This is a genomic window from Kluyvera genomosp. 3, from assembly GCF_011765685.1.
GTDB lineage: Bacteria > Pseudomonadota > Gammaproteobacteria > Enterobacterales > Enterobacteriaceae > Kluyvera > Kluyvera georgiana_A.
This window is the reverse complement of sequence record NZ_CP050321.1, coordinates 4,531,258-4,557,036: the sequence shown is the minus strand read 5'-3', so window position 1 is coordinate 4,557,036 and position 25,779 is coordinate 4,531,258. Positions and strand designations below refer to the sequence as shown.

At 55.4% G+C, this 25,779-nt stretch carries 29 protein-coding genes; 18 read left to right on the top strand and 11 right to left on the bottom strand.

The features are described 5' to 3' along the window. Positions 1 to 59 precede the first annotated feature (59 nt). On the bottom strand, positions 60 to 1,124 hold the full coding sequence (ulaG, locus tag GY169_RS21270) for an L-ascorbate 6-phosphate lactonase (RefSeq protein WP_163445850.1): 1,065 nt from the start codon (positions 1,122 to 1,124) through the stop codon (positions 60 to 62). A gap of 362 nt (positions 1,125 to 1,486) precedes the next feature. Between ulaG and ulaA the strand changes: the two genes are divergently transcribed. Genes ulaA through GY169_RS21240 form a run of 6 tightly spaced genes read left to right on the top strand, consistent with a single transcriptional unit; the run spans position 1,487 to position 5,892 of the window. Further along, the gene (gene ulaA, locus GY169_RS21265) at positions 1,487 to 2,887 is read left to right on the top strand and encodes a PTS ascorbate transporter subunit IIC (RefSeq protein ID WP_167577051.1); all 1,401 of its coding nucleotides are present in this window, start codon (positions 1,487 to 1,489) and stop codon (positions 2,885 to 2,887) included. 11 nt (positions 2,888 to 2,898) lie between these two features. Further along, positions 2,899 to 3,204, top strand: coding sequence for a PTS ascorbate transporter subunit IIB (gene ulaB / locus GY169_RS21260; protein WP_163445848.1), 306 nt, complete (start codon positions 2,899 to 2,901; stop codon positions 3,202 to 3,204). A gap of 9 nt (positions 3,205 to 3,213) precedes the next feature. Beyond that, positions 3,214 to 3,681, top strand: coding sequence for a PTS ascorbate transporter subunit IIA (gene ulaC / locus GY169_RS21255; protein WP_167577050.1), 468 nt, complete (start codon positions 3,214 to 3,216; stop codon positions 3,679 to 3,681). 12 nt (positions 3,682 to 3,693) lie between these two features. Continuing rightward, positions 3,694 to 4,344, top strand: a complete 651-nt coding sequence (locus GY169_RS21250) for a 3-keto-L-gulonate-6-phosphate decarboxylase UlaD (protein WP_163445846.1) — start codon at positions 3,694 to 3,696, stop codon at positions 4,342 to 4,344. Between the two features lie 10 nt (positions 4,345 to 4,354). After that, complete coding sequence (locus GY169_RS21245; RefSeq protein ID WP_167577049.1) at positions 4,355 to 5,209, top strand: L-ribulose-5-phosphate 3-epimerase; 855 nt, start codon at positions 4,355 to 4,357, stop codon at positions 5,207 to 5,209. Next, entirely contained in the window at positions 5,209 to 5,892 is a 684-nt protein-coding gene (locus GY169_RS21240; protein WP_163445844.1) for an L-ribulose-5-phosphate 4-epimerase, read from the top strand. Before GY169_RS21245 ends, GY169_RS21240 begins: the two co-directional genes overlap by 1 nt. Positions 5,893 to 5,972: 80 nt before the next feature. On the opposite strand, the gene GY169_RS21235 is transcribed toward GY169_RS21240, so the two are convergent. Next, the gene (locus GY169_RS21235) at positions 5,973 to 6,248 is read right to left on the bottom strand and encodes a DUF1471 domain-containing protein (protein ID WP_163445843.1); all 276 of its coding nucleotides are present in this window, start codon (positions 6,246 to 6,248) and stop codon (positions 5,973 to 5,975) included. 338 nt (positions 6,249 to 6,586) lie between these two features. Here GY169_RS21235 and rpsF point away from each other — a divergent pair, with 338 nt between their 5' ends. The 5 genes from rpsF (at position 6,587) to GY169_RS21210 (ending at position 9,103) form a co-directional block, all read left to right on the top strand. Further along, positions 6,587 to 6,982, top strand: coding sequence for a 30S ribosomal protein S6 (gene rpsF / locus GY169_RS21230; RefSeq protein WP_042321529.1), 396 nt, complete (start codon positions 6,587 to 6,589; stop codon positions 6,980 to 6,982). Positions 6,983 to 6,988: 6 nt separating this feature from the next. Further along, positions 6,989 to 7,303 (top strand): primosomal replication protein N, encoded by a 315-nt coding sequence (priB, locus tag GY169_RS21225; protein ID WP_064546888.1) that lies wholly within the window; start codon positions 6,989 to 6,991, stop codon positions 7,301 to 7,303. Between the two features lie 4 nt (positions 7,304 to 7,307). Beyond that, entirely contained in the window at positions 7,308 to 7,535 is a 228-nt protein-coding gene (rpsR, locus tag GY169_RS21220; RefSeq protein WP_000135199.1) for a 30S ribosomal protein S18, read from the top strand. A 41-nt stretch (positions 7,536 to 7,576) separates the two neighbouring features. Beyond that, positions 7,577 to 8,026 (top strand): 50S ribosomal protein L9, encoded by a 450-nt coding sequence (gene rplI, locus GY169_RS21215; RefSeq protein WP_064546889.1) that lies wholly within the window; start codon positions 7,577 to 7,579, stop codon positions 8,024 to 8,026. A gap of 147 nt (positions 8,027 to 8,173) precedes the next feature. Beyond that, on the top strand, positions 8,174 to 9,103 hold the full coding sequence (locus tag GY169_RS21210) for a DMT family transporter (RefSeq protein WP_163445841.1): 930 nt from the start codon (positions 8,174 to 8,176) through the stop codon (positions 9,101 to 9,103). 85 nt (positions 9,104 to 9,188) lie between these two features. Here the strand turns inward: GY169_RS21210 and GY169_RS21205 are convergent, their stop codons facing one another. Beyond that, positions 9,189 to 9,830 carry an OapA family protein gene (locus GY169_RS21205; RefSeq protein WP_167577048.1) on the bottom strand — a complete coding sequence of 214 codons (642 nt, stop codon included), beginning with the start codon at positions 9,828 to 9,830 and terminating at the stop codon, positions 9,189 to 9,191. A 206-nt stretch (positions 9,831 to 10,036) separates the two neighbouring features. Between GY169_RS21205 and fklB the strand changes: the two genes are divergently transcribed. From fklB to nudI, 3 genes are all read left to right on the top strand, one after another. After that, a complete protein-coding gene (fklB, locus tag GY169_RS21200) occupies positions 10,037 to 10,657 on the top strand; it encodes an FKBP-type peptidyl-prolyl cis-trans isomerase (RefSeq protein ID WP_035893271.1) in 621 nt (206 codons plus the stop codon). Between the two features lie 302 nt (positions 10,658 to 10,959). Beyond that, positions 10,960 to 12,366, top strand: coding sequence for a D-serine/D-alanine/glycine transporter (gene cycA, locus GY169_RS21195; RefSeq protein ID WP_163445839.1), 1,407 nt, complete (start codon positions 10,960 to 10,962; stop codon positions 12,364 to 12,366). A 162-nt stretch (positions 12,367 to 12,528) separates the two neighbouring features. Then, complete coding sequence (nudI, locus tag GY169_RS21190) at positions 12,529 to 12,954, top strand: nucleoside triphosphatase NudI (protein ID WP_163445838.1); 426 nt, start codon at positions 12,529 to 12,531, stop codon at positions 12,952 to 12,954. Between the two features lie 36 nt (positions 12,955 to 12,990). Here nudI and ytfE read toward each other — a convergent pair whose 3' ends face one another. Beyond that, positions 12,991 to 13,653: an iron-sulfur cluster repair protein YtfE gene (gene ytfE / locus GY169_RS21185; RefSeq protein WP_167577047.1), complete on the bottom strand. Its 663-nt coding sequence runs from the start codon at positions 13,651 to 13,653 to the stop codon at positions 12,991 to 12,993. A gap of 231 nt (positions 13,654 to 13,884) precedes the next feature. On the opposite strand from ytfE, the gene GY169_RS21180 reads away from it, so the two are divergent. Next, entirely contained in the window at positions 13,885 to 15,534 is a 1,650-nt protein-coding gene (locus tag GY169_RS21180) for a methyl-accepting chemotaxis protein (RefSeq protein WP_167577357.1), read from the top strand. A 3-nt stretch (positions 15,535 to 15,537) separates the two neighbouring features. Here the strand turns inward: GY169_RS21180 and GY169_RS21175 are convergent, their stop codons facing one another. The 3 genes from GY169_RS21175 to GY169_RS21165 all read right to left on the bottom strand — a co-directional run bounded on the left by GY169_RS21175 (position 15,538) and on the right by GY169_RS21165 (position 18,333). Beyond that, a complete protein-coding gene (locus GY169_RS21175) occupies positions 15,538 to 16,503 on the bottom strand; it encodes a DMT family transporter (RefSeq protein ID WP_167577046.1) in 966 nt (321 codons plus the stop codon). A 75-nt stretch (positions 16,504 to 16,578) separates the two neighbouring features. Next, the gene (locus tag GY169_RS21170; protein ID WP_163445834.1) at positions 16,579 to 17,403 is read right to left on the bottom strand and encodes an AraC family transcriptional regulator; all 825 of its coding nucleotides are present in this window, start codon (positions 17,401 to 17,403) and stop codon (positions 16,579 to 16,581) included. Between the two features lie 81 nt (positions 17,404 to 17,484). Beyond that, the gene (locus GY169_RS21165; RefSeq protein ID WP_167577045.1) at positions 17,485 to 18,333 is read right to left on the bottom strand and encodes an SDR family oxidoreductase; all 849 of its coding nucleotides are present in this window, start codon (positions 18,331 to 18,333) and stop codon (positions 17,485 to 17,487) included. An 84-nt stretch (positions 18,334 to 18,417) separates the two neighbouring features. Between GY169_RS21165 and GY169_RS21160 the strand changes: the two genes are divergently transcribed. Further along, positions 18,418 to 18,804 (top strand): winged helix-turn-helix transcriptional regulator, encoded by a 387-nt coding sequence (locus tag GY169_RS21160; protein WP_167577044.1) that lies wholly within the window; start codon positions 18,418 to 18,420, stop codon positions 18,802 to 18,804. A gap of 22 nt (positions 18,805 to 18,826) precedes the next feature. Here the strand turns inward: GY169_RS21160 and cpdB are convergent, their stop codons facing one another. Then, positions 18,827 to 20,770 carry a 2',3'-cyclic-nucleotide 2'-phosphodiesterase gene (gene cpdB, locus GY169_RS21155; RefSeq protein ID WP_167577043.1) on the bottom strand — a complete coding sequence of 648 codons (1,944 nt, stop codon included), beginning with the start codon at positions 20,768 to 20,770 and terminating at the stop codon, positions 18,827 to 18,829. A gap of 212 nt (positions 20,771 to 20,982) precedes the next feature. Here cpdB and cysQ point away from each other — a divergent pair, with 212 nt between their 5' ends. Further along, complete coding sequence (gene cysQ / locus GY169_RS21150) at positions 20,983 to 21,729, top strand: 3'(2'),5'-bisphosphate nucleotidase CysQ (protein WP_167577042.1); 747 nt, start codon at positions 20,983 to 20,985, stop codon at positions 21,727 to 21,729. Here the strand turns inward: cysQ and GY169_RS21145 are convergent. After that, entirely contained in the window at positions 21,726 to 22,280 is a 555-nt protein-coding gene (locus GY169_RS21145) for a YtfJ family protein (protein ID WP_163445829.1), read from the bottom strand. The genes cysQ and GY169_RS21145 overlap by 4 nt on opposite strands. Positions 22,281 to 22,603: 323 nt before the next feature. Here GY169_RS21145 and GY169_RS21140 point away from each other — a divergent pair, with 323 nt between their 5' ends. Next, positions 22,604 to 22,810, top strand: coding sequence for a DUF1107 domain-containing protein (locus GY169_RS21140; RefSeq protein WP_064546918.1), 207 nt, complete (start codon positions 22,604 to 22,606; stop codon positions 22,808 to 22,810). Positions 22,811 to 22,866: 56 nt separating this feature from the next. Here the strand turns inward: GY169_RS21140 and araC are convergent, their stop codons facing one another. Together araC and GY169_RS21130 are read right to left on the bottom strand one after the other, a co-directional pair. Continuing rightward, positions 22,867 to 23,739 (bottom strand): arabinose operon transcriptional regulator AraC, encoded by an 873-nt coding sequence (gene araC, locus GY169_RS21135; protein ID WP_167577041.1) that lies wholly within the window; start codon positions 23,737 to 23,739, stop codon positions 22,867 to 22,869. A 20-nt stretch (positions 23,740 to 23,759) separates the two neighbouring features. Next, entirely contained in the window at positions 23,760 to 25,769 is a 2,010-nt protein-coding gene (locus tag GY169_RS21130; protein WP_167577040.1) for a beta-galactosidase, read from the bottom strand. Positions 25,770 to 25,779: the final 10 nt, after the last annotated feature.

Genomic DNA, 25,779 nt, shown 5'->3' with positions numbered 1-25,779 from the left:
TGGCGGAATTCCCCGGCATCGTTGTGCTCGGCCGAGCGTAGCGATGCCGGGAAGCCTGACTACAGGAACGATTTGAAAGGCAGATCCGGTTCAATCGTGAAGCAGTCGTCAAAACCGCGTGGATAATGGTATTCAAAGTTGTCTTTATCCAGCGGCCAGGTAAATTTGCCGCCCACTTGCCAGATGAAGGGTTTGAATCCGTACTTCAGGCGATCTTTTTTCATCTCCCACAGCACACGAATTTCCTGCGGATCGGCCTGGAAGTTTGACCAGATATCGTGGTGGAACGGAATCACAACTTTGGCGTTCAGCGCTTCCCCCATACGCAGGATATCGGCGCTGGTCATTTTGTCGGTAATCCCGCGCGGGTTCTCGCCATAAGAGCCCAGCGCCACGTCAATATGATGCTCGTTGCCGTGTTTCGCGTAGTAGTTGGAATAGTGGGAGTCGCCGCTGTGGTACAGGGTTCCGCCTGGGGTTTTGAACAGATAGTTCACTGCGCGCGCGTCCATGCCGTCCGGCAGCACGCCGGCCGCTTTCTGGTCCGCCGGCAGCGTAATCAGCGCGGTACGGTCAAAGGCATCAAGCGCATGAATTTCAATGTCTTTAACTTTAACGATGTCGCCCGGTTTTACCACGATACAGCGTTCTTTCGGCACGCCCCAGCCTATCCACAAGTCTACGCAGGTTTGCGGGCCGATAAACGGCACGTTATCGGCACAGTTCTGCATGACCGCGGCGGCAACGTTGACGTCGATATGATCGTTATGATCGTGTGTTGCCAGTACGGCATCGATCTGGCGAATAGCGAAAGGATCCAGCACGAAAGGCGTGGTGCGCAGGTTAGGCTGCAGCTTTTTCACCCCAGCCATGCGCTGCATCTGGTGGCCCTGCTTCATCAACGGGTTGCCATGGCTCTGTTTGCCGGTACCGCACCAGAAATCGACACAGACGTTGGCGCCCCCTTCTGATTTCAGCCAGATTCCAGTGCAGCCAAGCCACCACATCGCAAAGGTCCCCGGCGCGACCTGCTCTTGTTCAATCTCTTCATTTAGCCAGCTCCCCCACTCCGGGAAGGTGCTCAGGATCCAGGATTCTCGCGAAATGGTCTCTATTTTACTCATCATGTTTTCCTCTGAAATACGTCACAAGTAATCATTTGGTGATTTGTTGTGATTGATATTCTCACCATTTTTTCACGAATGCAATGGGGGGATTTTGGTCTGATTCGCTGTTTTAGTCCATTTTGTAACGATTAACCAGCAATGGTTAGTCTATGTTTTATTTTTAATTTATTGATTTATATTGTTTATTTTTATTTTTTCTTAAGAGGTCACTATTCCATGTTAAGCATAAGCTTATTATTGCGGCGTTCGTCACACTTAATCAAATTAAATCTTGTTGTGATTATTTTTGATTATTAGAGTGTTTGGCACCCGGCTGAACAGGGCTGTCGGTTCAGCATCCTCATTTACTGGAGAGCGTTATGGAGATCCTCTACAACATCTTTACCGTCTTTTTTAACCAGGTGATGACCAACGCCCCGCTGCTGCTGGGTATCGTGACCTGTATCGGCTACATCCTGCTGCGTAAAAGCGTGAGCGTGATTATCAAGGGCACCATCAAAACCATTATTGGTTTTATGCTGCTGCAGGCGGGTTCCGGCATTCTGACCAGCACCTTTAAACCGGTGGTGGCGAAAATGTCTGAGGTTTATGGCATCAACGGCGCGATTTCCGATACCTACGCATCCATGATGGCGACCATTGAACGTATGGGCGAGGCCTATAGCTGGGTGGGATATGCGGTGCTGCTCGCGCTGGCGCTGAACATTTGCTACGTGCTGCTGCGGCGAATTACCGGCATCCGCACCATCATGCTCACCGGCCACATCATGTTCCAGCAGGCCGGGCTTATCGCCGTATTCTTCTATATCTGTGGTTATTCCATGTGGACCGCCATTATCTGCACCGCGGTGCTGGTGTCGCTCTACTGGGGGATTACCTCCAACATGATGTACAAGCCGACTCAGGAAGTGACGGATAACTGCGGCTTCTCCATCGGCCACCAACAGCAGTTCGCGTCGTGGATTGCTTACAAGGTAGCGCCGTATCTCGGTAAAAAAGAGGAGAGCGTTGAAGAGTTAAAACTGCCGGGGTGGCTGAATATTTTCCATGACAATATCGTCTCGACGGCGATTGTGATGACCGTCTTTTTCGGCGCCATTCTGCTCTCCTTCGGCCTTGACGTGGTGCAGGCCATGGCCGGTAAGACCCACTGGTCTATCTATATCCTGCAAACCGGCTTCTCGTTTGCCGTGGCGATTTTCATCATTACCCAGGGCGTACGCATGTTCGTCGCCGAGCTTTCGGAGGCCTTTAACGGCATCTCGCAGCGGCTGATCCCCGGCGCCGTGTTGGCGATTGACTGTGCCGCCATCTATAGCTTTGCGCCGAATGCCGTGGTGTGGGGCTTTATGTGGGGCACCATCGGCCAGTTGATTGCCGTTGGCATCCTGGTGGCCTGCGGCTCTTCCATCCTGATTATTCCTGGCTTTATCCCGATGTTTTTCTCCAACGCCACCATTGGCGTGTTCGCGAACCACTTTGGCGGCTGGCGAGCGGCGCTCAAAATTTGTCTGGTGATGGGGATGATTGAAATCTTCGGCTGCGTGTGGGCGGTGAAACTCACCGGCATGAGCGCCTGGATGGGCATGGCTGACTGGTCGATTCTGGCGCCGCCGATGATGCAGGGCTTTGCCTCCATTGGGCTGATTTTTATGGCCGTCATTATCGTGATTGCCCTGGCTTATATGTTCTTCGCTGGCCGCAGCCTGCGCGCCGAGGAAGATGCACAAAAACAAATGGCAGAAGTTTCTGCTCACTAAGGAGTGTGATTATGACCGTACGTATCCTGGCTGTATGTGGTTGTGGGCAAGGCAGCTCCATGATTATGAAAATGAAAGTCGACCAGTTTCTCAAAGAGCAGGGCGTAGACCATACGGTAAACAGCTGCGCCGTCGGCGAGTACAAAAGTGAACTGAGCGGAGCCGATATCATTATTGCCTCCACCCATGTGGCGAGCGAAATCACCGTCTCCGGCAACAAATACGTGGTGGGGGTGCGCAACATGCTCTCGGCGGCTGATTTTGGCCCGAAGCTGATGGAAGTGATCAACGCGCATTTTCCGAAAGACGTTAAGTAAGGGTCAGTCATGAAGCTACGTGATTCATTGGCGGAAAATCATTCCATCCGCCTGCAGGCAGAAGCGAACAGCTGGCAGGAGGCGGTCAAACTGGGCGTTGACCTGCTGGTGGGGGCCGAGGTGGTTGAGCCTCGCTACTTCCAGGCCATCCTCGACGGCGTGGAGCGTTTTGGCCCCTATTTTGTGATTGCGCCAGGGCTGGCTATGCCGCATGGCCGGCCAGAGGAAGGGGTGAAGAAAAACGGCTTTGCGCTGGTCACGCTGAAAACACCGTTGGTGTTCAACCATGAAGATAACGATCCGGTCGATATCCTTATTACCCTGGCGGCGGTAGATGCCCGCACGCATCAGGAAGACGGCATCATGCAGATCGTCAATCTGTTTGAAGATGAAGCTAACTTCGACCGTTTACGCGCCTGCCGCAGCGAGCAGGATGTACTGGATTTAATCGATAGCGCCACCGCGGCGGCTGTGTAAGGGAGAATCAAAATGTCATTACCAATGTTGCAGGTGGCGCTGGATAACCAGACGCTGTCCCACGCTTATGAAACCACCCGCCTGATTGCGGAAGAGGTCGATATTATCGAGGTTGGCACCATTCTTTGCGTGGGTGAAGGCGTACGCGCTGTCCGCGATCTGAAGGCGCTGTACCCGCATAAAATCGTGCTGGCGGACGCCAAAATCGCTGATGCGGGCAAAATTCTCTCCCGTATGTGTTTTGAGGCTAACGCCGACTGGGTCACCGTGATCTGCTGTGCTGATATCAACACTGCCAAAGGCGCGCTGGAGGTGGCGAAAGAGTTTAGCGGCGACGTGCAGATCGAGTTAACCGGTTTCTGGACCTGGGAACAGGCACAGGAATGGCGCAATGCGGGTATTCAGCAGGTTGTCTATCACCGCAGTCGCGATGCGCAGGCCGCGGGCGTGGCGTGGAGTGACGCGGATATCAGCGCGATTAAGCGTCTGGCGGATATGGGCTTTAAAGTCACCGTCACCGGTGGGCTGGCACTGGAAGACCTGCCGCTGTTCGCCGGCATTCCAATCCACGTCTTTATCGCCGGGCGCAGCATTCGTGATGCGGCATCCCCGGTGGAAGCGGCGCGTCAGTTTAAGCGTTCTATTGCTCAGCTCTGGGGCTAAGGAGCGGCCTATGTTGTCGAAACAAACGCCGCTTGGCATCTACGAAAAAGCGCTCCCTGCCGGGGAGTGCTGGCTCGAACGTCTGCGGCTGGCGAAAACGCTGGGTTTTGATTTTGTTGAAATGTCGGTGGATGAAACCGACGAGCGCCTGGCGCGTCTCGACTGGAGCCGCGAGCAGCGCTTAGCGCTGGTGAGCGCGATTGCCGAAACCGGCGTGCGCGTACCGTCGATGTGCCTGAGCGCCCATCGCCGTTTCCCGCTCGGCAGTGAAGATGACGCCGTTCGCAACCAGGGGCTGGAGATCATGCGTAAAGCCATCCAGTTTGCCCAGGATATCGGCATTCGGGTAATTCAACTGGCGGGCTACGACGTTTACTACCAGCAGGCGAACGATGAAACGCGCCGTCGCTTCCGTGACGGGCTCAAAGAGAGCGTTGAAATGGCCAGTCGTGCGCAGGTGACGCTGGCGATGGAGATCATGGATTACCCGTTGATGAACTCGATCAGCAAAGCGTTGGGTTACGCGCACTACCTCAATAATCCGTGGTTCCAGCTCTATCCCGACATCGGCAACCTGTCGGCGTGGGATAACGATGTGCAGATGGAGCTTCAGGCGGGGATGGGGCACATTGTGGCCGTACACGTGAAGGACACGAAACCCGGCGTGTTCAAGAACGTGCCCTTTGGTGAAGGCGTTGTCGATTTCGAACGTTGCTTCACCACGCTGCGGGAAAGCGGCTACTGTGGACCCTATCTGATTGAAATGTGGAGTGAAACGGCTGCCGATCCGCTGGCGGAAGTGGCGAAAGCCCGCGATTGGGTGAAAGCGCGGATGGCCCGCGCCGGTTTGCTGGAGGCGGCATGATGAAAACGCTAAAGCAGCAAGTGTTTGAAGCCAATATGGATCTGCCGCGCTACGGGCTGGTGACCTTTACCTGGGGCAACGTCAGTGCGATTGACCGTGAACGCGGCGTGATGGTGATCAAACCCAGCGGCGTCGCCTATGAGACGATGAGCGTGGACGACATGGTGGTGGTTGATATGGCTGGAAACGTGGTGGAAGGGCGGTTTCGGCCCTCTTCCGATACCGCCACGCATCTGGCGCTATATCAACGCTACCCATCGCTTGGCGGCGTCGTGCATACCCACTCGACTCACGCCACGGCCTGGGCGCAAGCCGGGTTGGCGATCCCGGCGCTGGGCACCACTCATGCCGACTACTTCTTTGGCGATATACCCTGTACCCGCGGCCTGAGCGAGGTTGAAGTGCAGGGGGAGTATGAGCTGAACACGGGTAAGGTGATTATCGAAACGTTGGGCGACGTTGAACCACTGCATACGCCAGGCGTTGTAGTTTATCAGCACGGCCCGTTTGCCTGGGGTAAGGACGCGCACGATGCGGTGCATAACGCCGTGGTGATGGAAGAGGTGGCTCGAATGGCGTGGATTGCGCGCGGGATTAACCCAGCGCTCAGCCCCATCGACGGCTATCTCATGAATAAACACTTTATGCGTAAACATGGGCCAAATGCCTACTACGGACAGTAGCTGGCGGCACTAATGTGGCTCCGGAATCTGTACATCCCTGGGATGTGACGGGTCTGATTCCGGAGCCTTTTTTATCGCTATTAGCGATACAGCGCGGCGCTGGCGTGGATCAAGCCGTCGCTGCCCGGTTCATGCACCAGGATTGGCTGGAAGTATTTTGCTCCCTGAGCATCGCTTTCCTGACTGAGCGCCCGATCGGCCTCTTGCTCAGTGGCGATATTATGATTGATATAGATAACCCCCAGGCTGTGAACATCGTCCATGTTACGCGCCTGACGGCCATCGATCTTAATGGCGGCCTGTGCGCTGGCGCTAACCAGTAGCGTAGCGATAATGGCAATCATGATGTTTTTCATACTCGACTCCTGACTCACGGTCCTGACGGTTACTCGGCTCTCCTGTGGTGGTGGGGGGCTTCTGATTTAAGTGTAATCAATCTTTAGCGGATGTATCGCGACCATTTCTGATGCTGTCGTTCAAAAAAATGCATCATCCGTTACTGTTCAATTTTAAATCATCTACTTAGATCAACTTCACGCTTTGTGCGAACTTTTTGTGCAATTAGCTTGAGTTTCAGGGGGGAGGCAAGTATTATGACGCGTCAATTTTTCAGCCGCCCTTTAACACGTTCCTTGCCTCCATGGGCCGCGGCTGACCCAGACAGGAGGCTGAATAATCCGTAAGGAGCAATTCGATGCGTCATTACGAAATCGTTTTTATGGTCCATCCTGACCAGAGCGAACAGGTTCCGGGTATGATCGAGCGTTACTCTGCTGCCATCACTGGTGCAGAAGGCAAGATCCACCGTCTGGAAGACTGGGGCCGCCGTCAGCTGGCTTACCCGATCAACAAACTGCACAAAGCTCACTACGTTCTGCTGAACGTTGAAGCGCCGCAGGAAGTGATCGATGAGCTGGAAACTACCTTCCGCTTCAACGATGCCGTTATCCGCAGCATGGTTATGCGTACTAAACACGCTGTTACTGAAGCATCTCCGATGGTTAAAGCGAAAGACGAGCGTCGTGAACGTCGCGATGATTTCGCTAACGAAACCGCAGATGATGCTGAAGCTGGGGATTCTGAAGAGTAATTTCTGATGACCAACCGTCTGGTGTTATCCGGCACCGTGTGCAGGATGCCCCTTCGAAAGGTCAGTCCATCAGGAATTCCTCATTGCCAGTTCGTGCTTGAGCATCGTTCTGTGCAGGAGGAAGCCGGGTTTCACCGGCAGGCGTGGTGCCAAATGCCTGTAATAATCAGCGGGCAGGAAAACCAGGCCATTACTCACAGTATAACGGTCGGTAGCGCAGTCACCGTGCAGGGCTTTATCTGTTGCCACAAAGCAAAGAATGGCCTGAGCAAAATGGTACTGCATGCCGAGCAGATTGAATTGATAGATTCTGGAGACTAGCCATATGGCACGTTATTTCCGTCGTCGCAAGTTCTGCCGTTTCACCGCGGAAGGCGTTCAAGAGATCGACTATAAAGATATCGCTACGCTGAAAAACTACATCACCGAAAGCGGTAAGATTGTCCCGAGCCGTATCACCGGTACCCGTGCAAAATATCAGCGTCAGCTGGCACGCGCTATCAAACGCGCTCGCTACCTGTCCCTGCTGCCGTACACTGATCGTCATCAGTAATCGGTCACGGTCCATTAATACGACTTTGAGAGGATAAGGTAATGCAAGTTATTCTGCTTGATAAAGTAGCAAACCTGGGTAGCCTGGGTGATCAGGTTAACGTTAAAGCGGGCTACGCTCGTAACTTCCTGGTCCCGCAGGGTAAAGCTGTTCCTGCTACCAAGAAAAACGTTGAATTCTTCGAAGCACGCCGCGCTGAACTGGAAGCCAAACTGGCTGACGTTCTGTCTGCTGCTGAAGCTCGTGCTGCGCAGATCAACGCACTGGAATCCGTAACCATCGCGTCTAAAGCTGGCGACGAAGGTAAACTGTTCGGTTCCATCGGTACTCGCGACATCGCTGACGCTGTAACTGCAGCTGGCGTTAAAGTTGCTAAGAGCGAAGTTCGTCTGCCGAACGGCGTTCTGCGTACCACTGGTGAGCATGAAGTGGACTTCCAGGTTCACAGCGAAGTGTTCGCTAAAGTTATCATCAACGTTGTTGCTGAATAATCTGCAACCCACGTTTTGATAACAACAAGACGCCGGCCTCGTGCCGGCGTTTTGCCTTTCTGAGCCACCACTTTTCGACTGGCTATTTTTCATCCTTTTCGCGATAATCAAAAAATTAAAACAATATTTTAATTTTTTGGTGAAAGAATGGACACTCTCCGCCAGCATCCGCTATTTTCCCGCAAGAACGTTGTCTACCTCTGTGCCGCTTTCTGCTGTCTGCTGTGGGGCAGTGCTTATCCGGCGATCAAGAGCGGATACGAAATTTTCCAGATTGCTGCCGACGATATCCCGACTAAAATCGTTTTTGCCGGCTACCGCTTTCTGTTTGCCGGACTGCTGCTGTTGCTGCTGGCGATGGCGCAGCGAAAGCCTATCGCACGTTTAAGCCCGCGCCAGTTCGGCCAGCTCACGCTGCTGGGGCTCACGCAGACCTCGCTACAGTACATCTTCTTCTACATCGGTCTGGCCTTCACCACGGGGGTGAAAGGGTCCATCATGAATGCGACCGGAACCTTCTTCAGCGTGCTGCTGGCGCACTTCATCTACCAGAACGACAAACTCAGCTATAACAAGACGCTGGGCTGTATTCTCGGGTTTGCCGGGGTGATGGTGGTGAACTTCAACAGCGGCCTGATGGACTTCAGCTTTAGCCTGCTGGGCGATGGTTCGGTGGTGCTGGCGGCGTTTATCCTGTCGGCGGCATCGCTGTACGGTAAGCGCATTTCCCAGACGGTCGACCCGACGGTAATGACCGGCTATCAGCTGGCGATTGGCGGCCTGGCGCTGGTGATTGGCGGCTACCTGAGCGGCGGCACGCTGACCTTCCACGGTCTCTCCTCGGTGGCGATTCTCGGCTACCTGACGCTGCTCTCCTCGGTGGCCTTTGCGCTGTGGAGTATCCTGCTTAAGTACAACCGCGTCGGGATGATCGCGCCGTTTAACTTCCTGATTCCGGTATCGGGGTCGGTGCTATCGGCAATTTTCCTTGGGGAAAATATTCTCGAATGGAAATATGCGATTGCGCTGGTGCTGGTGTGTTCGGGGATTTGGTGGGTGAATAAGGTTAAGCGGTAATGCCTGATGGCACCCCGCTTATCAGGCAAACGTCACGATTTTGTAGGCCGGATAAGGCGAAGCCGCCATCCGGCACTCTGTACGTTTAGCGGGCGCGAATAAAGCTGCCGTCCGCCTGACGGGTAAACAGCACCTGCCCGTTATCGGATTCAATGGTCAGTCCGGTCACCACGCCGTTGGCGTTCTTACGAATCTGCACCTTTTGTCCGTTTTTGAGGTTGCTGAGCGGTTTGCCTGCCCCTTCTACCTGTGCCATGGCGTAAACGTCAGTCGGCGGCAGATTGTTGTCGCGGAACAGCTGCGCCATCGTTTTCCCTGCCTCAACCTGATAGGTTCGCCATTCGGTACTGCTGCTGCTTTCCTGGTAAGGCTGAGTACGCGAGACGGGGGCCTGCTCCTGTTCATTTGGCTGCTCTTCCTGCACCGGCTCGGGTGCGACCGGGGCGACCTGGTCGAGGTCGTTAGACGGCGTCACCAGTTGGGCATGCAAAGGCTGCGCGTCGGGCTGCGGCTGTGACTGCGACTGGAAGTCGAGCTGTGCGGTACGGCTGACCGGCGTCACCGGGGCGTCGTCAGCGGAAGGCAACAGGAACCCGACAATGATGGCCAGGGCAGCGACAATCACACCTCGGCGGTGTGCAAGCGGCAACGGATCCAGGATGCGAAGATTGTCCGGCGCGTGCCAGATCTTCTCCAGCAAAGGTTTTAGTTCAAATCTCCCGGGCATGGCTCTCCTCCTGCTCCGTGTCATTGCTATCCATTATAGATAACTGCCTGATGAACGTGCTAAAGCGTTCTCTCATCATATCCTATGGGCGATCGGTATTGTTTCTTTTTCCCGGCAATTTGTCATCTTTCCTGACACAAAGTTTTACCCTGTGCGGCGTGGCTGCTATGCTGCCCGCTACTTTATACCCGAAGAAAGGAAAGACGATGGCCACCCCGACTTTTGACACCATTGAAGCACAGGCAAGCTACGGTATCGGCCTGCAGGTAGGACAGCAGCTGAGCGAGTCCGGTTTGCAGGGTTTACTGCCGGAAGCACTGGTTGCCGGTATCGCCGATGCGCTGGAAGGCAAGCAGCCTGCTGTGCCGGTAGACGTTGTTCATCGCGCGCTGCGTGAAATCCACGAACGCGCTGATGCGGTGCGTCGCGAGCGTTTTGCCGCGATGGCGGAAGACGGCGTGAAATATCTGGAAGAAAACCGTGAGAAAGAAGGCGTGAACAGCACCGAATCCGGCCTGCAGTTCCGCGTACTGACTCAGGGCGAGGGGGCAATCCCGGCGCGTACCGATCACGTTCGCGTACACTACACCGGTAAACTGATCGACGGCACCGTCTTCGACAGCTCCGTGGCACGCGGCGAACCAGCTGAGTTCCCGGTTAACGGCGTTATCGCTGGCTGGATTGAAGCGCTGACCCTGATGCCAGTCGGCTCTAAGTGGGAACTGACTATCCCTCACAGCCTGGCCTACGGCGAGCGCGGCGCGGGGGCTTCTATCCCTCCGTTCAGCACGCTGGTCTTTGAAGTTGAGTTGCTGGAAATCCTGTAATTCTGGCATTTATCCTCTCTCCGCCTGGGGGGAGGATATAAAATCCTTAAGTTTGATATATCCTGGGATTTAATCTTGCAAATGCCGCTGTTGCGTGTATTTTTGTGAGCTGTTTCCCATAGGTGAGGTGATATAACACTCACTTTAAACATAAAATTAACATTATATTTAAATCATAGTATTCATCCCTCCGATTCTTACCTAATATCGAGACATCCTATAACCGGGATCGTTTTGCATGACGACATAAAGGGCCAGTAGAGCCCGCACAACACAGACAGAAACAACAGGAAGAAAATCACATGGTTGATCAGATCAAAGTCGCTGCTGCTTCAGAGCAGGAGCCGGCTGAACAGTCGCTACGGCGAAACCTTACTAACCGACATATTCAGTTGATTGCGATTGGCGGCGCCATCGGTACCGGGCTGTTTATGGGCTCGGGGAAAACAATCAGTCTCGCAGGGCCGTCGATCATTTTTGTTTATATGATCATCGGTTTTATGCTGTTCTTCGTCATGCGCGCGATGGGTGAGCTGCTGCTCTCCAATCTCGAATATAAATCATTCAGCGACTTTGCGGCCGATCTGCTCGGCCCGTGGGCGGGTTATTTCACCGGCTGGACCTACTGGTTTTGCTGGGTAGTCACCGGGATGGCGGACGTCGTCGCGATCACCGCCTATGCCCAATTCTGGTTCCCCGGGTTGTCTGACTGGGTCGCCTCGCTGGCGGTGGTCCTGCTGCTGCTGGGCCTCAACCTCGCCACCGTGAAGATGTTTGGTGAGATGGAGTTCTGGTTTGCGATGATCAAAATCGTCGCCATCGTGGCGCTGATTATCGTCGGCCTGGTGATGGTACTGACGCACTTTACCTCGCCAACCGGCGTAGAGGCGTCATTCGCGCATCTGTGGAACGACGGCGGCTGGTTCCCGAAAGGCATTAGCGGTTTCTTTGCTGGCTTCCAGATAGCGGTGTTTGCGTTCGTGGGGATTGAGCTGGTGGGCACCACCGCCGCAGAAACCAAAGATCCGGAGAAATCGCTGCCGCGCGCGATCAACTCGATTCCGATTCGTATCATCATGTTCTACGTCTTTGCGCTGATCGTGATTATGTCCGTGACGCCGTGGAGTTCAGTCGTACCGGATAAGAGCCCGTTCGTTGAGCTGTTCATGCTGGTTGGCCTGCCGGCTGCGGCGAGCATTATCAACTTCGTGGTGCTGACCTCAGCGACTTCTTCCGCCAACAGCGGCGTGTTCTCTACCAGCCGTATGCTGTTCGGTCTGGCGCAGGACGGCGTAGCGCCGAGCCTGTTTGCCAAGCTTTCCAAACGTGCGGTACCGGCGAAAGGGCTGACCTTCTCCTGTATCTGCCTGCTGGGCGGCGTGGTGATGCTGATGGTCAACCCAAGCGTAATCGCGGCTTTCACCATGATCACCACCGTATCGGCGATTCTGTTCATGTTCGTCTGGACGATTATTCTGTGCTCCTACCTGGTGTACCGTAAGCAGCGTCCGCACCTGCATGAAAAATCCATCTACAAAATGCCGCTGGGCAAGGTGATGTGCTGGGTGTGCATGGCGTTCTTCGCCTTTGTTCTGGTCCTGCTGACGCTGGAAACCGATACCCGTGAAGCGCTGATGGTGACGCCGATTTGGTTCATCGTGCTGGGGCTGGGGTGGATGTTCCTGCGTAAGAATCAGCGGGCTAAGTAAGATATTTGCCCTCTCTCCGGCCTTCTCCCCAGAGGGCCGTAGAGGAAAACCGTACAAAGCGCCCATTGTGGCGCTTTCTTCGTTTTTGCGCCCCATCTCGTAGCCCCCCTTTTCTCAACGTGCTAATTTCAAAGCCATAAACGAAAAACGTATGGAGATAAAATGCGTCAGAGAACGATTGTTTGCCCGGTGATTCAAAACCAGGGCGAATACCTGCTGTGCAAAATGGCCGACGACCGCGGCGTTTTCCCCGGCCAGTGGGCGCTGTCCGGTGGCGGCATGGAGGCGGGAGAAACCATGGAAGAAGCGCTGCGTCGCGAAATCCGCGAAGAGTTGGGCGATGCGCTGGAGATTACCGAGGTGAAGCCGTGGGCTTTCCGTGACGATGTGCGGGTGAAAACCTACGCCGACGGTACCACCGAACAAATCTATATGATTTATCTCATCTTCGACTGCGTGAGCGCCAATCGTGATGTGACGTTTAATGAAGAATTTCAGGAGATTGCCTGGGTGAAACCCGAAGCGTTAGCGGGGCTGGATCTCAACGTGGCAACGCGAGAAACCTTCCGCCAGAAAGGTCTGCTGTAAAAAAACGCCTCCCGAATGGAGAGGCGTGGGATAACGTTATTCGCCTTTGAGCGCGCGCGGGAACAACACGTTATTTTCGAGGCTGATGTGTTCCATCAGGTCGTCAATCAGCTCGTTGATGCCGTTGTACATCGCCTTCCAGGTGGTGCAGGCTTCCGGCGGAATGGTGACGTTCTGGGTAGTGTGCTTGATCACTTCCAGCAGTTCGCCCGCTTCATCGTGCTCGCTTTCCATTACGCTAATCGGCCCGATGGCCTGGCTACCCATCCCCTGTTTGATCATCGGGAACAGAATCTGCTCCTCTTTCATCATATGGCTGGAAAGCTCCTGGTGCAGCATGGTCAGGTATTTGGCCAGCCCTTTCGGTACGTTCGGCTTGTCGGCGTGCACGCGTTCAACTTTGGTCGCCTGCAGAATCAGCTCCGGCAGCTGTTCACGGTGACGGTCGTGATAACGCACCACGATGTGGTCGATGATTTCGGCCAACGGCGCGGCACGCCAGTCTTTTTCCACCGGTTCTTCTGCCAGTTTCGCCAGCTCGGCCTCAATCACGGCAACGTCCAGATCTTTGCGAGTGGCCGCACGGCCAAGCGTCTGCTTACCGCCGCAGCAGTAATCCATATCATATTTACGGAACAGCGCGGATGCGCGTGGGATAGAGAGCGCCAGCTCGCCTAAAGGTTGGTCGCGAAAGGCCATAGCAGTTACCTCGTCATCAATAATATAAGATGTATTTTAAATGCATCTTTATGGCGAGGATATACCCCTTTATGGGGAGAGGATTTTAAGTGATGGTTGTCACAAAAAATTATTGCCCTTTAACGTGCTGAATCTTATTGAGAATAGCGCTGGTAAGACCTGAATCGATTAAATAAGCCCGTCGTGCTGCCGATAGTGAGACTTCAGATCACCTGCACAAAAAGGCAAATGATGTTTAAAAGAATAAAAGTAATCACCGTACTGATTGTTGTTCTGGTCGCGTTGGGCGCGATGCAGATGATTTCAGCCGGTGTATTTGTACGCGCGCTGAATAACGATAAGCAGAATTTTACCGTCTCTCAGCTTTCCAGCCAGAACGTGGCCGAATTTACCGACGCATGGATTAGCCTTAACCAGGCTCGCGTGACCCTTAACCGCGGCATGCTGCGTCTGCAGGGGACGATGGCGAGCAGCGTTAACGGCGGTGAACTGAAAACGCTGGTCGATACGGCGAATAATCTTCTGGCTGAAGCAAAACATCATTATGACAAATATTACGCGCTGCCGGAAACGCCGGGGCTGGATAGTCACCTGTCGGACAGCCTGGAGAAACAGTACGGCATCTATTCCGCCACGCTGGCACGCATGAATGAGCTGCTGGCGGAAGGCAAGCTGGAGGAGATGTTCAAGCAGAACGCCGAACAGAAGCAGCGGGCTATGCAGGCCGTCTATCAAGACTGGCGCGCGGCGCAGGCGTCGTTGACGAATGCCGGTATCAAACAAAATGAAAGCGACTATGTGCGTATTCTGTGGACGCTTGGCGCCATCATGCTGCTGGTGGTGGCGGTGATTGTGGTGAGCTGGATAGCCATGCAGCGCGTGTTGCTCAAGCCGTTGCATAACGTGATGGCGCACATTCGGCATATCGCAGAAGGCGATTTGACCAACGATATCAATACCGAGGGCAGCAATGAAATGGCCCTTCTGGCGCGTAACGTCAACGACATGCAGCAATCATTGGCGAAGACGGTAGGCGTGGTGCGTGAGGGCGCAGATACCATCTATACCGGTGCGGGCGAAATCTCTGCCGGCAGCAACGATCTCTCTTCGCGCACCGAGCAACAGGCGGCGTCGCTGGAAGAGACGGCAGCCAGCATGGAACAACTGACCGCGACGGTGAAGCAGAACGCCGATAACGCCCGTCAGGCGACGCAGCTGGCCCATAACGCTTCGGAAACGGCGCAGAAGGGCGGTAATGTGGTTGACGGCGTGGTGCGCACAATGGACGAAATCGCCGCCAGTTCCAGCAAAATTGCGCAGATTACCAACGTGATTGATGGCATTGCCTTCCAGACCAATATTCTGGCGCTGAATGCCGCGGTAGAGGCCGCGCGTGCGGGCGAACAGGGGCGTGGTTTCGCCGTGGTCGCCGGGGAAGTGCGCACGCTGGCGCAGCGTAGCGCCCAGGCGGCAAAAGAGATTAAAGGGCTGATTGATGACTCGGGCAATCGCGTCAGCGCCGGTTCCGCGCTGGTACACGAAGCCGGAGAGACGATGGCGGAGATCGTCAACGCGGTGACCCGCGTCAGCGACATCATGGGCGAAATCGCCTCAGCCTCTGACGAACAAAGCCGCGGCATTGATCAGGTGGGTCAGGCGGTTGCCGAGATGGACCGCGTCACGCAGCAGAACGCCTCGCTGGTGGAAGAGTCGGCCAGTGCGGCCGCCGCGCTGGAGGAGCAGGCCGCACGCCTGAACCAGACGGTAGCCGTGTTTAAAATCAGCCGCCAGCAGCAGCGCCAGCCCGCACCGGTGAAGAAAGCTTTCGCTCCGGCGGCAAAATCTACGCCGCTGAGCGAAGCGAACTGGGAAACCTTCTAAACCTCAGGACTCAGAAACCGGCACCACCGCCGGTTTCTGCGGTTTCGAGCGCACCGCAATCACCACGCCGATAACCAGCAGGGTAACACCGCTTAGCGTCAATATTGGCGGCATCTCCTGGCGCAACAGGAAGGTGTACAGTAGCCCTGCCAGCGTTTCAAAGACAATCAATGGCCCGAGGATCACCGTCGGTAGCCGCTGGCTCGCCACGTTCCAGCAGAGCGCGCCGACCCACGAGCACAGCACGGCGATGGCCATCATCAGGCCAATAAATACCGCTGGGCGCGGGCCAAAAGGCAGTGAGAAATCCGGCGTCTGGGTATTTAGCCATGCGCAGGCCGCGATATAGCCCACGATGGAAACCGGCAGCGTCACCAGCGCCTGTGCGGTCGCCCACATTAATGGCGGCTGATGCGGATTCTCTCGCAGCCAGCGGGCGTTACGCAGCGCATACCACGCCCAGCAGACCACCGAAATACTCGCCAGCGCAATGCCCGAGCCGTAGCGCCAGCCGCTAAAGTTCGGTAGCCCCTGATGCAGCTCGGCGACGTTGACGCACAGCAGCCCAAAACCGATCAGTACCAGGGCGGGCATCAGCCGCAGCCAGGAAAGCTTGCCGTCGCGCTGGCTATAAAGCAGGTTGGCGAATACCGGTATCACCACCGGCAATGTGCCGATGATCATCGTGGAAACAGGCGCACCGGTGCGCTGAATCGCGCTGGCCAGGCAGAAGTAATAAATCAGGTTGCCCATCATGGTGAGCCATAGCGCTGTCCACCAGTCTTTGCGCGTGAGCTGGCACAGGCGTGCGCGGCCCAGCCAGGCCAGCGGCAGGGCTATCAGCCCCAGCGCCAGATAGCGCCCCATCGATTGTAATATCGCCGGGTAATCCGGCACGATAAGCGGCCCGACAAAAATCAGCCCCCACATCAAACCCGCTAACAGGGCGTACAGCACACCGCTAATCATCGTGATATCCACTTCGGTTAAACATGCGCAAAGTGTAGGAGGGGAAATGGATTCAGTATTGTACGAGATTGCTGATTAGCGACGGATGACCTGTTTTTGATAACGCACGGGGGTAATGCCATAGCGCTGGGTAAAGGCTCGGGTGAGATGAGACTGGTCGGTCAGGCCGGTGGCCGCTGCGACTTCGGCAGCAGGCATGCCGCGGGTGAGAAACTCTTTGGCGCGCCACAGGCGTACCGCCATCAGCATCTGGTGCGGCGTGACGTGGAAGTGGGCCTTAAACTGGCGCTGGAAGTGCCATGGGCTCAGCGCCGCGACGTTCGCCAGCTCATCGAGCGTGATCGGATGCATGTAGTTGTCGTACAGATAGTCGCGGACGTGGGCGAAGCGGTGAATTCCTTCGGCCAGCACCGGCGCGTGACAGGCCAGCGGCTGGAATGTATCGATTAAATCCAGCAGCAGCCCTTTCTGCGCCAGCGGATCGTCGGTGTGCCATAAGGCATGGATCTGGCGGCCAATTTGCAGCGCGCGAAGCGGATCGTGACGGGTGGCATCGGCAAACCACCAGTGGCGAATGCCGGTGACGCTTTCAAGCAGATCGGGGTCGAGATAAATCATCCGGTAACGCCAGCCGTCGGCGGTTTCTGCTTCGCCGGTATGCAGCTCGTCCGGATTCATGGTGACGATAGAGTGGGTGGGCGCGACATGCTGGGTACCACGATAACGAAAGCGTTCAGCCCCGGCTTCAATCACGCCGATACCAAACGCTTCGTGGGTGTGGGGCTCAAAGGCGTAACGCGAGATATGGGCATGATACAGCTCTAAGCCCGGCACCTGCGCCAGGTGGCGAAAGCGCGCGCTGTCTTTCTCGTCGTTGAACTGTTCTGGTACGCCTTCCACGTCACTTCTCCCTCCGGGTCATCCCTTCATTATCAGAGATGACCCGCGGAGGCGCTACCCCATTTAACCCATTCTTAACGCTTACAGGATACCTTTGACGCTCTCGGCAAGGGGCGTGCTCGGGCGACCAATCAGTTTGCTGAGCGTATGACTGTCGTCGAACAGGCCGCCTTTCGAGGCGCCGACGTCTGAGTCTGCAAGCATGTCGGCCAGTCCGGCAGGCAGGCCAACGCTCTTCAGCGCGGCGGCAAAATCAGCCTGGCTCAGGTTCTGGTAAACCACGTTCTTACCGCTCTGTTTTGCCAGTTCAGCGGCCAGTTCGCTCAGCGTCCAGCCGTGATCGCCCGCCAGTTCGTACACCTTCCCGGCATGTCCGTCTTCGGTAATCACGCGCGCGGCGGCAGCGGCGTAGTCTGCGCGGGTTGCGGAGGCGATTTTGCCTTCACCGGCAGCTCCGATAAACACACCGTGTTCCAGCGCGGCAGGCGCGCTCGCCAGATAGTTTTCGGTATACCAGCCGTTGCGCAGCAGCGCGTAAGGAATGCCGGAGTCAGCCAGCATTTTTTCCGTGGCGACGTGCTCGTCGGCCAGCCCCAGCGGAGAGGTGTCGGCATGCAGCAGGCTGGTATAGGCGATGAATTTTACGCCTGCTGCTTGCGCGGCGTTGATGATATTGCGGTGCTGCGGCGCGCGCTGGCCGACTTCGCTGGAGGAGATAATCAGCAGCTTATCGACACCTTGCAGGGCCCTGGTTAACGCCGCTTCGTCGCCGTAGTCGGCCTGACGCACAACGACGCCTTTCTGGCTTAGCGCTTCGGCTTTTGCCGGGTTACGGACAACGGCAACGAGTTGGTTGGCGGCAGTGGTGTTGAGCAGGTTAGCAAACACCTGTTGGCCCAGTTGGCCGGTGGCTCCGGTAATGGCGATCATGGGTATTCTCCTTCGTGTTCGTATGGTGTTGTGGTAAGCTAACACCATAACTAACTTTTAGTAAGTACGTACGGAAAGGTAAGTATGAAAGAAAATAATCCGACGCTGACGCAAAAGATGCGTAACGGCAATTTGTTTGCCGAGCGCTGTCCCTCGCGAGATGTACTCAAACATGTGACCAGCCGCTGGGGCGTACTGATTCTGGTGGCGCTGCGTGAGGGCACGCATCGATTTAGCGACCTGCGGCGTAAAATGGGCGGCGTGAGTGAAAAGATGCTCGCCCAGTCGTTGCAGGCGCTTGAGCAGGACGGCTTTATTAACCGCGTTTCCTACCCGGTGGTACCGCCGCATGTAGAGTATAGCCTGACCCCGTTGGGAGAAGAGGTGAGCGAAAAGGTGGCGGCGCTGGCGGACTGGATTGAGGTGAACTTGCCGTTGGTGATGGCGCAACAGAGCCCGACACAGGCGTAAAACGCCTGTGTCGGCTCGTTGTTTACTTACTCAAATCCAGCTGATAAATCGCGAAGCCAATATCATCGGTCGCCACCTGTTTCATCGGATACTGCGCTTTTTCTTTGATAAACGCCGCCGCTTTTTCTGACGGTGAGGTTTCGAAGCGGATATCCAGTTTGGTGTCGCTGTGAATCGGCGCTAAACGCCAGTTGTTGTCCGCCGCCGGGTGAATTTCACCGGCTTTCTTCGACTCGGCGCCAATCCAGGCCGCCAGCACCGAGCGGTTTTCGTCCGGCGAGGCGAAGGCAATGTGGCTGTCACCCGTGCCCGCGAACTTACCGCCGTAGGCACGGTAGTTGTTGGTGGCGACAAGGAACGTGGCGTTTGGATCAATCGGCTTGCCGTTGAAGGTCAGCTGCTTAATACGCTCGGCCTTCGGGTTAACGACCTGACATTCACCGTCATAACGTGCAGGCTGAGTGATATCAACCTGATAGTTCACACCGTCAATCACGTCGAAGTTATAGGTGCGGAAGCCGTCCCAGTTGATCAGAGACTGCGGCTTGCTGCTGTGCGGATCGATCTGGTTGAACTGCCCGGCAGAGCACTCCAGCCACTCTTTCACCTCTTTGCCGCTGGCTTTGACCACCACCAGGGTGTTCGGGTAGAGATAAAGATCGGCGGCGTTGCGGAAGGTGAGCTGGCCTTTTTCCACTTCGACATAGCTGGCCGGATCGTTCTTACGGCCACCCACTTTAAACGGCGCGGCGGCAGACAGCACCGGCAGTTTCGCCAGATCCGGATCGCCCTGAATATAGTGCTCAACGTAGGCCTTCTGCGCCATGTTAACCACCTGGACGGTTGGGTCGTCCTGCACCAGCGACAGGTAGCTGTACATGTTGTCGGAGGATTTCCCGATCGGCTTGCTGACGAACTCACGCGTAGCGTCGTGGTCGGCCTTCAGCGCATCGACCAGCTTACTGTCTTCTGCCGCCAGCGATTTCTTCGCCGCCGCATCGTAAATCGGTCGCGCCTGCGCCTGTGCCGAGGTCACTTGCCATTTGCCGCTGTCATTGTTCAGCACCAGATCGACCACGCCCAGGTGATCGCCCCACATCCCCGGCATGACCGCGGGAACGCCATTCAGAGTGCCTTTGGCGATATCCGCGCCTTTAATGCTGGCGAAGTCTTTGCTCGGGAACACCGCGTGGGCGTGGCCGAACATAATGGCGTCAACGCCCGGTACCTGGCTTAAGTAGTAGACCGAGTTTTCCGCCATCGCCTGGTAGGGATCGGCAGAGAGGCCGGAGTGGGCAATCACCACCACCACGTCCGCACCGTTGGCGCGCATCTCCGGCACGTACTTGCGGGCGGTTTCGGTGATGTCGTTAACGGTGGCTTTGCCGCTCAGGTTGGCTTTATCCCAGGTCATGATCTGCGGCGGCACAAAGCCGATATAGCCGATTTTCAGCGTGTGCTTGCTGCCGTCTTTATCGACCACGTCCGTTTCTTTAATCAGATACGGAGTAAACATCGGTTTTTGGGTCTTAACGTCGATGATATTGGCGTTAATGTACGGGAATTTCGCACCCGCCAGCGCTTTGTGCAGATAATCCAGACCGTAGTTGAACTCGTGGTTGCCGAGGTTGCCCACCGTGTAGTCGAGCAGGTTCATCGCTTTATACACCGGGTGCGTATCGCCCTGCTTTAACCCTTTTGCTGCCGCGTAGTCACCCATTGGGCTACCCTGAATAACGTCGCCGTTATCCACCAGCACGCTGTTCTTCACCTCGTCGCGAGCGGCGTTAATCAGGCTCGCCGTGCGGACCAGGCCGAACTTCTCGGTGGCGGTATCTTTGTAGTAATCAAAATCCATCATATTGCTATGAAGATCGGTGGTTTCCATGATACGGAGGTCCACCGTCGCCGCATTGACGCTGGCGGCGATCAGCGTGGCCAGAAGCGTTGCGCTAAACTTGATCATCAGAGGCATCCTTTTTTTCGATCTAAGACACAGATTTAAATGTATTTGTTTTCTGTTGCTTACAAGGATGTGAATCATGCCAGAAAATCATGACGGGAAATCGGCAGCGGTTCACAGTTATCCGGAACGATGATGGGAATAGCGGATTAAGCGGCAATACGATATAAATAAAACAATAAGTTAACACCACTGTAATTTTAACGAGGTGGAAAATGTTAGAACAAGTCTGTCAGCTTGCGCGCGATGCGGGCGATGCCATCATGGACGTGTACGATGGTAAGCAGCCGTTAGACATCGCCAACAAGAAAGATGATTCGCCGGTGACCGCGGCCGACATCGCCGCTCACCATGTGATTATCAAAGGCCTGAAGGCGATGACGCCGGAAATCCCGATTCTCTCCGAAGAAGATCCGCCGGGCTGGGACGAGCGCCAGCACTGGCAGCGCTACTGGCTGGTGGACCCGCTGGACGGCACCAAGGAGTTCATCAAACGCAACGGTGAATTCACCGTCAACATCGCGCTAATTGAGAACGGTAAAGCGGTGCTGGGCGTGGTCTACGCGCCGGTGTTGAAGGTGATGTATAGCGCCGCCAACGGCAAGGCGTGGAAAGAAGAGTGCGGCGTGCGTAAGCCAATTCAGGTGCGCGACGCTAACCCGCCGAAAGTGGTGGTTAGCCGCTCGCACTATGCCAACGATGACGAGCTGAAAGAGTATCTGCAACAGTTAGGCGAGCATGATACGGCGTCGATTGGTTCCTCGCTGAAGTTCTGCCTGGTGGCGGAAGGCGAAGCGCAGCTTTACCCGCGCTTCGGGCCAACCAACATCTGGGATACCGCGGCGGGACATGCCGTCGCCGCCGCTGCCGGCGCGCACGTCAACGACTGGCAGGGAAAAACGCTGGATTACACCCCGCGTGAATCGTTCCTTAACCCCGGCTTCCGCGTTTCAATTTTTTAATTCAACAGCTTATGCAGCAGGGCGACGACCTGCTGCACTTCTGCCGCCGTCAGGCCACCGTCTTTTGCCCACTGCACTCGCCCGTCTTTATCCAGCACCACAATCGCTGAACTGCCTTCTTCAAGCTGCCAGGCTTTGCGCACTACGCCGTCGCTATCGACGACAAACTGCGACCACGGGAACAGCTTCTTATTGCTTTCAATGCTGCTGCGCACAAACATCGATGAACCCGGAATGGCGTCATCGGTATTCACGATGGTGGTGGTCTGATAGCGATCGTGCGGCAGATTGGCGGCCTTAATGGCTTCAATCAACGAGGCGTTTTTCTCTTTCGCTGACGAACGTCCGGCAATATGTTGCACGACGCGCACTTTGCCGGGGAGCTGCGCGCTATTCCAGCTTTTATAGCTAAACTTATCGTTATCAAGAATGAGTTCACCGCGATCGGCCACGCCAACGGGGGCCACGCGTTGTCCATTTGTGAAATTATGTGCGGCTGCCATTAACGGCATTAACAGGCATGAAACCGCAAGAAGCGTACGTAGAGTCATGGTTTTTCCTTTTTATATGCAGGTGATCCGACCACTTGGTCGATGCTTTTAATCATAAGTGCGATTAATGGAGTTTTCCCGCAAAGGCGGTGCCAGTTTGTGGAGGAACGCACACAATCTCACGAAAATGAAGCCTTATACTGTCTTCGTCGTATAGCTGAAAAGAATGTTCTGAATTATTGTAATAAAAAAGTAAATTAGGACCTCTATGATAGAGGACCTCTGTTGTTATGGACTATAGTTAACGAGTACTTCACTTTGCGCCCCGGAGCGTTGAAGCCAAATGTGGATCAACTAGGGCGTAGTACTCGCAGGAGATTAGAATGAAAATTTTCCAACGCTACAACCCGCTTCAGGTTGCGAAGTATGTTAAGACCCTGTTTCGTGGACGGTTGTATATCAAGGACGTTGGCGCTTTTGAATTTGATAAGGGTAAAATTCTTATCCCAAAAGTCAGAGACATCCAGCACCTTTCTGTGATGTCTGAAGTGAACCGTCACGTACTGCGTCTTCAGACCGAAATGGCCTAACGCAGATACCACGCGGTAGAATTAAAAACGGCTCCTTATGGGAGCCGTTGATGTTTTTAGCCCTTCATCGCCGCATAGCGCTTGCGGTACTCCCCCGGCGGAATGCCGTTGTGTTTGCGGAACACCTTCGTGAAATAGACCGGGTCGCTATAGCCGATCGACAGCGCTACTTTATTCAGCGGCAGCGTGGTGGTCTGCAGTAACCACTTTGCCCGATTCACCCGCTGCATCTCGCGCCAGGCGTAGATGGTTTGCCCTAACTCATTCTTAAACAGATGCGCCAGTCTGGAAGGCGACAGGAAAACCATCGCTGCCAGCGTCTCAATTTTCATCTCCTGGGCAATATTTTCGTTCAGGTAATCACAGATAGCGTTGATGCGCGGGTCGTGGGCGTGGCGGTTGCTGATCGGCTGTAGCTGAAAGCAGCTCAAAATAAGCCGCTCCAGCGCGTTCATCGCCAGCGCTTCGGCGAGCGGGGCGGTATCGTTGTGGTGATGGATAACCTCATAAAAAAGATCGCGTAGCGCCTGCTGCTGCTGGGGATCGTTCACCGTGGTTTTGCCAATACTGTGGGTCGTGTGGTCCCACTTGAGCCAGTCGATCCAGTAAGGACGTGGAATAAAGTAGATCCACAGGTGGTCCCAATGTTCGCTGTGCTCATCGCGTCCGTAGTGGTGTGGCACGCCAGGCGGGAACAGCAGCAGTTCGTTTTCGCCAAACAGCAGCGACCCTTCTCCCGCCTTCGCGCGCGCCTGGCCGCGCAGGGTCAGGTTGATAATATAACCCTTCATCCCCTGCGGGCGGTTGATGTAGTAGTCGAGCTTTGAACCGCGAGTAATAGGCGTAAAGCCAGCGACGACCCAGGCGTTGAAGGTGAAAGTTTTTATCAATGGTGAGAAGTGCAAAAGCGCATTGATATCTAACTCCATAACTCCTCCGCCCGTTGCCGTTAACTTTCGATGATACTAAATTCCCAGCCTTTGAGACGCAATGGCTCGCCGAGCGTCACCGATTTACCGCTTAGCAGCTCGGTGCCGCTGGTTTCGGCGAGCATCTCTTGACTATCGCCGCTGTAGTTAAACAGGAAGTGAATGCGTTTGCCGTCGCGGTTACGCAGGGTTCTGGTAATGAAAGGATAGCGGTAGGCTGACGTGCGCGAATGGAGTTCCAGCCCGTCGGTCAGGGTGTCAAACAGCTGACTAATCAGCGCCTTGTGCGGCAGGAAGCCCACGTACAGCGCCCGGCCTTTGCCGTAGTTCGCTTCGGTCGCCGCCGCATACTCGCTCCAGGCCGGATGCTGATAGCGCAGCAGCGTGCGGGTCCCCGGCGCAGGCGTTAGCAGCTCCATCCACAGCTCGGCGGCGTTGTGTTCGCGGCAGTCCAGGGCCGAAGTACAGCCGACAACGGTCACGTCCTCCGGCAGGGTGAACTGGCTGTAGGTTACGCCACATGCGCTGTGCAGAATGCCCGGCTGCGCGCTGCTGCGCACCTTCACGTTTTCATCACTGAAGCCGGACTTAAAGCTAATCAGCGCCCGTCCTCCTTGCTCAACGTAGCGGTTAATCCGCGTGAGCAGACCGTCATCGGCGGCGTACAGGGCGGGTACGATCAGTATTTTGTAGCGCGACGTCTCCTCGGTGATGTCGTTGATGATATCCAGCGCGATGTTGTGGTCATACAGTGCATCGTGGAAGCGGCGGAAGATATCGTTATAGACGTTGCCCTGCGCGTCGCCGGGGCGGAACTGATTGAGTGCATCCATGGCTTCATTGTTAATCAGCAGCGCCACATCGTTCTCGGCTCGCAGTCCGGCTAGCTGAGGTGACAGGCGAGCGAAATCAGCGCCGATAGTAGTCGCTTCCTGCCAGGTCGCGTTGCGGGAAAAATCGTGGCTCAGCAGCCCCTTCCAGTAGGTTTCAAATGAATTGTGGATGGAGTGCCAGTGCCAGTACGAGACCATCGCCGCGCCCGACGCCACGTGACTAAAGGCCTGGAGCCGCAACTGGCCGGGGAAGGGCGTCCACTGGGCAAAGCCTTGCGCCTGGGTTTCCAGCACAAAGTAGTTATTGCCACCTTTTAGCGCGCGGGTAATGGCGCCGCCGAAGGCAATTTCTCGTCCGGTTAAATGCTTCTGGCTGGGATGATAAATATCGACCCCGGCAATATCCAGCGCTTTGGCTGCAGCGAAGTGGTCTACGCGCGGCTGGACGCCGAACGAATATCCACGCCATTCAAAATCAAAATTGTGGGTGACGAACTGGTGTGGCTGCGCATACTCGCGCACGATCTCCGCCTGCCACGCCAGATACTCCGTTACCTGCTGGCGCTGATAGCGCGAGAACGCACAGGCGAGGCTGGCATTGATGGTGTTTTCCACCGGTGGGAAGTCATCCCAACTGTCGATGCGGTTGCTCCAGTAGTCGAGGCCGAAGTCGCGATTCAACTGGTCGAGGCTGGGATATTTTTCCTGCAAGCTGCGCACAAAGCCTTCCTGCATATAGCGTCCGACGTTGTCGTAGTGCTTGGTTTCGTTATCCAACTGCCAGCCGATAATCGCCGGATGATCCTGCACATGGGCCATCAACGTGCGGATAATGTTCTCTGCATAGCGGCGAAACCTGGGGTTCACGATGTCCATAATCTGCCGTGGGCCGTACTTTTGCTGGCCTTCGGCGGTGGTCACCAGAATGTCAGGGTGCTTTGCCACCAGCCATGCCGGTACCGCGTAGGTCGGCGTACCGATAATCACCGCGATGCCTGCTTCGTGCATTGCGTTTAGCACGCGGTCAATGTGATAGAAATGGTATTCGCCTTCCTGCGGCTCCAGCGTACTCCAGGTCGATTCCGCAATACGCACTACGTTGATGCCTGTTTCACGCATCAGCGCGATGTCTTTCGCCAGGCGATCCTCCGGCATATATTCGTCGTAATAAGCGACACCATAATATAAATCAGACATGCAGATTACC

Excerpts from the sequence above, each read along its gene's own strand:
- rpsF (WP_042321529.1), top strand. The coding sequence starts at position 6,587 with ATGCGTCATTACGAAATCGTTTTTATGGTCCATCCTGACCAGAGCGAA.
- GY169_RS21240 (WP_163445844.1), top strand. The coding sequence starts at position 5,209 with ATGAAAACGCTAAAGCAGCAAGTGTTTGAAGCCAATATGGATCTGCCG.
- fklB (WP_035893271.1), top strand. The coding sequence starts at position 10,037 with ATGGCCACCCCGACTTTTGACACCATTGAAGCACAGGCAAGCTACGGT.
- GY169_RS21245 (WP_167577049.1), top strand. The coding sequence starts at position 4,355 with ATGTTGTCGAAACAAACGCCGCTTGGCATCTACGAAAAAGCGCTCCCT.
- GY169_RS21140 (WP_064546918.1), top strand. The coding sequence starts at position 22,604 with ATGAAAATTTTCCAACGCTACAACCCGCTTCAGGTTGCGAAGTATGTT.
- rplI (WP_064546889.1), top strand. The coding sequence starts at position 7,577 with ATGCAAGTTATTCTGCTTGATAAAGTAGCAAACCTGGGTAGCCTGGGT.
- GY169_RS21130 (WP_167577040.1), bottom strand. The coding sequence starts at position 25,769 with ATGTCTGATTTATATTATGGTGTCGCTTATTACGACGAATATATGCCG.
- GY169_RS21250 (WP_163445846.1), top strand. The coding sequence starts at position 3,694 with ATGTCATTACCAATGTTGCAGGTGGCGCTGGATAACCAGACGCTGTCC.
- GY169_RS21175 (WP_167577046.1), bottom strand. The coding sequence starts at position 16,503 with ATGATTAGCGGTGTGCTGTACGCCCTGTTAGCGGGTTTGATGTGGGGG.
- ulaC (WP_167577050.1), top strand. The coding sequence starts at position 3,214 with ATGAAGCTACGTGATTCATTGGCGGAAAATCATTCCATCCGCCTGCAG.
- priB (WP_064546888.1), top strand. The coding sequence starts at position 6,989 with ATGACCAACCGTCTGGTGTTATCCGGCACCGTGTGCAGGATGCCCCTT.
- ulaA (WP_167577051.1), top strand. The coding sequence starts at position 1,487 with ATGGAGATCCTCTACAACATCTTTACCGTCTTTTTTAACCAGGTGATG.
- cycA (WP_163445839.1), top strand. The coding sequence starts at position 10,960 with ATGGTTGATCAGATCAAAGTCGCTGCTGCTTCAGAGCAGGAGCCGGCT.
- GY169_RS21165 (WP_167577045.1), bottom strand. The coding sequence starts at position 18,333 with ATGATCGCCATTACCGGAGCCACCGGCCAACTGGGCCAACAGGTGTTT.
- GY169_RS21205 (WP_167577048.1), bottom strand. The coding sequence starts at position 9,830 with ATGCCCGGGAGATTTGAACTAAAACCTTTGCTGGAGAAGATCTGGCAC.
- GY169_RS21210 (WP_163445841.1), top strand. The coding sequence starts at position 8,174 with ATGGACACTCTCCGCCAGCATCCGCTATTTTCCCGCAAGAACGTTGTC.
- ulaB (WP_163445848.1), top strand. The coding sequence starts at position 2,899 with ATGACCGTACGTATCCTGGCTGTATGTGGTTGTGGGCAAGGCAGCTCC.
- cysQ (WP_167577042.1), top strand. The coding sequence starts at position 20,983 with ATGTTAGAACAAGTCTGTCAGCTTGCGCGCGATGCGGGCGATGCCATC.
- ulaG (WP_163445850.1), bottom strand. The coding sequence starts at position 1,124 with ATGAGTAAAATAGAGACCATTTCGCGAGAATCCTGGATCCTGAGCACC.
- GY169_RS21180 (WP_167577357.1), top strand. The coding sequence starts at position 13,885 with ATGTTTAAAAGAATAAAAGTAATCACCGTACTGATTGTTGTTCTGGTC.
- rpsR (WP_000135199.1), top strand. The coding sequence starts at position 7,308 with ATGGCACGTTATTTCCGTCGTCGCAAGTTCTGCCGTTTCACCGCGGAA.
- ytfE (WP_167577047.1), bottom strand. The coding sequence starts at position 13,653 with ATGGCCTTTCGCGACCAACCTTTAGGCGAGCTGGCGCTCTCTATCCCA.
- araC (WP_167577041.1), bottom strand. The coding sequence starts at position 23,739 with ATGGAGTTAGATATCAATGCGCTTTTGCACTTCTCACCATTGATAAAA.
- GY169_RS21160 (WP_167577044.1), top strand. The coding sequence starts at position 18,418 with ATGAAAGAAAATAATCCGACGCTGACGCAAAAGATGCGTAACGGCAAT.
- cpdB (WP_167577043.1), bottom strand. The coding sequence starts at position 20,770 with ATGATCAAGTTTAGCGCAACGCTTCTGGCCACGCTGATCGCCGCCAGC.
- GY169_RS21235 (WP_163445843.1), bottom strand. The coding sequence starts at position 6,248 with ATGAAAAACATCATGATTGCCATTATCGCTACGCTACTGGTTAGCGCC.
- nudI (WP_163445838.1), top strand. The coding sequence starts at position 12,529 with ATGCGTCAGAGAACGATTGTTTGCCCGGTGATTCAAAACCAGGGCGAA.
- GY169_RS21145 (WP_163445829.1), bottom strand. The coding sequence starts at position 22,280 with ATGACTCTACGTACGCTTCTTGCGGTTTCATGCCTGTTAATGCCGTTA.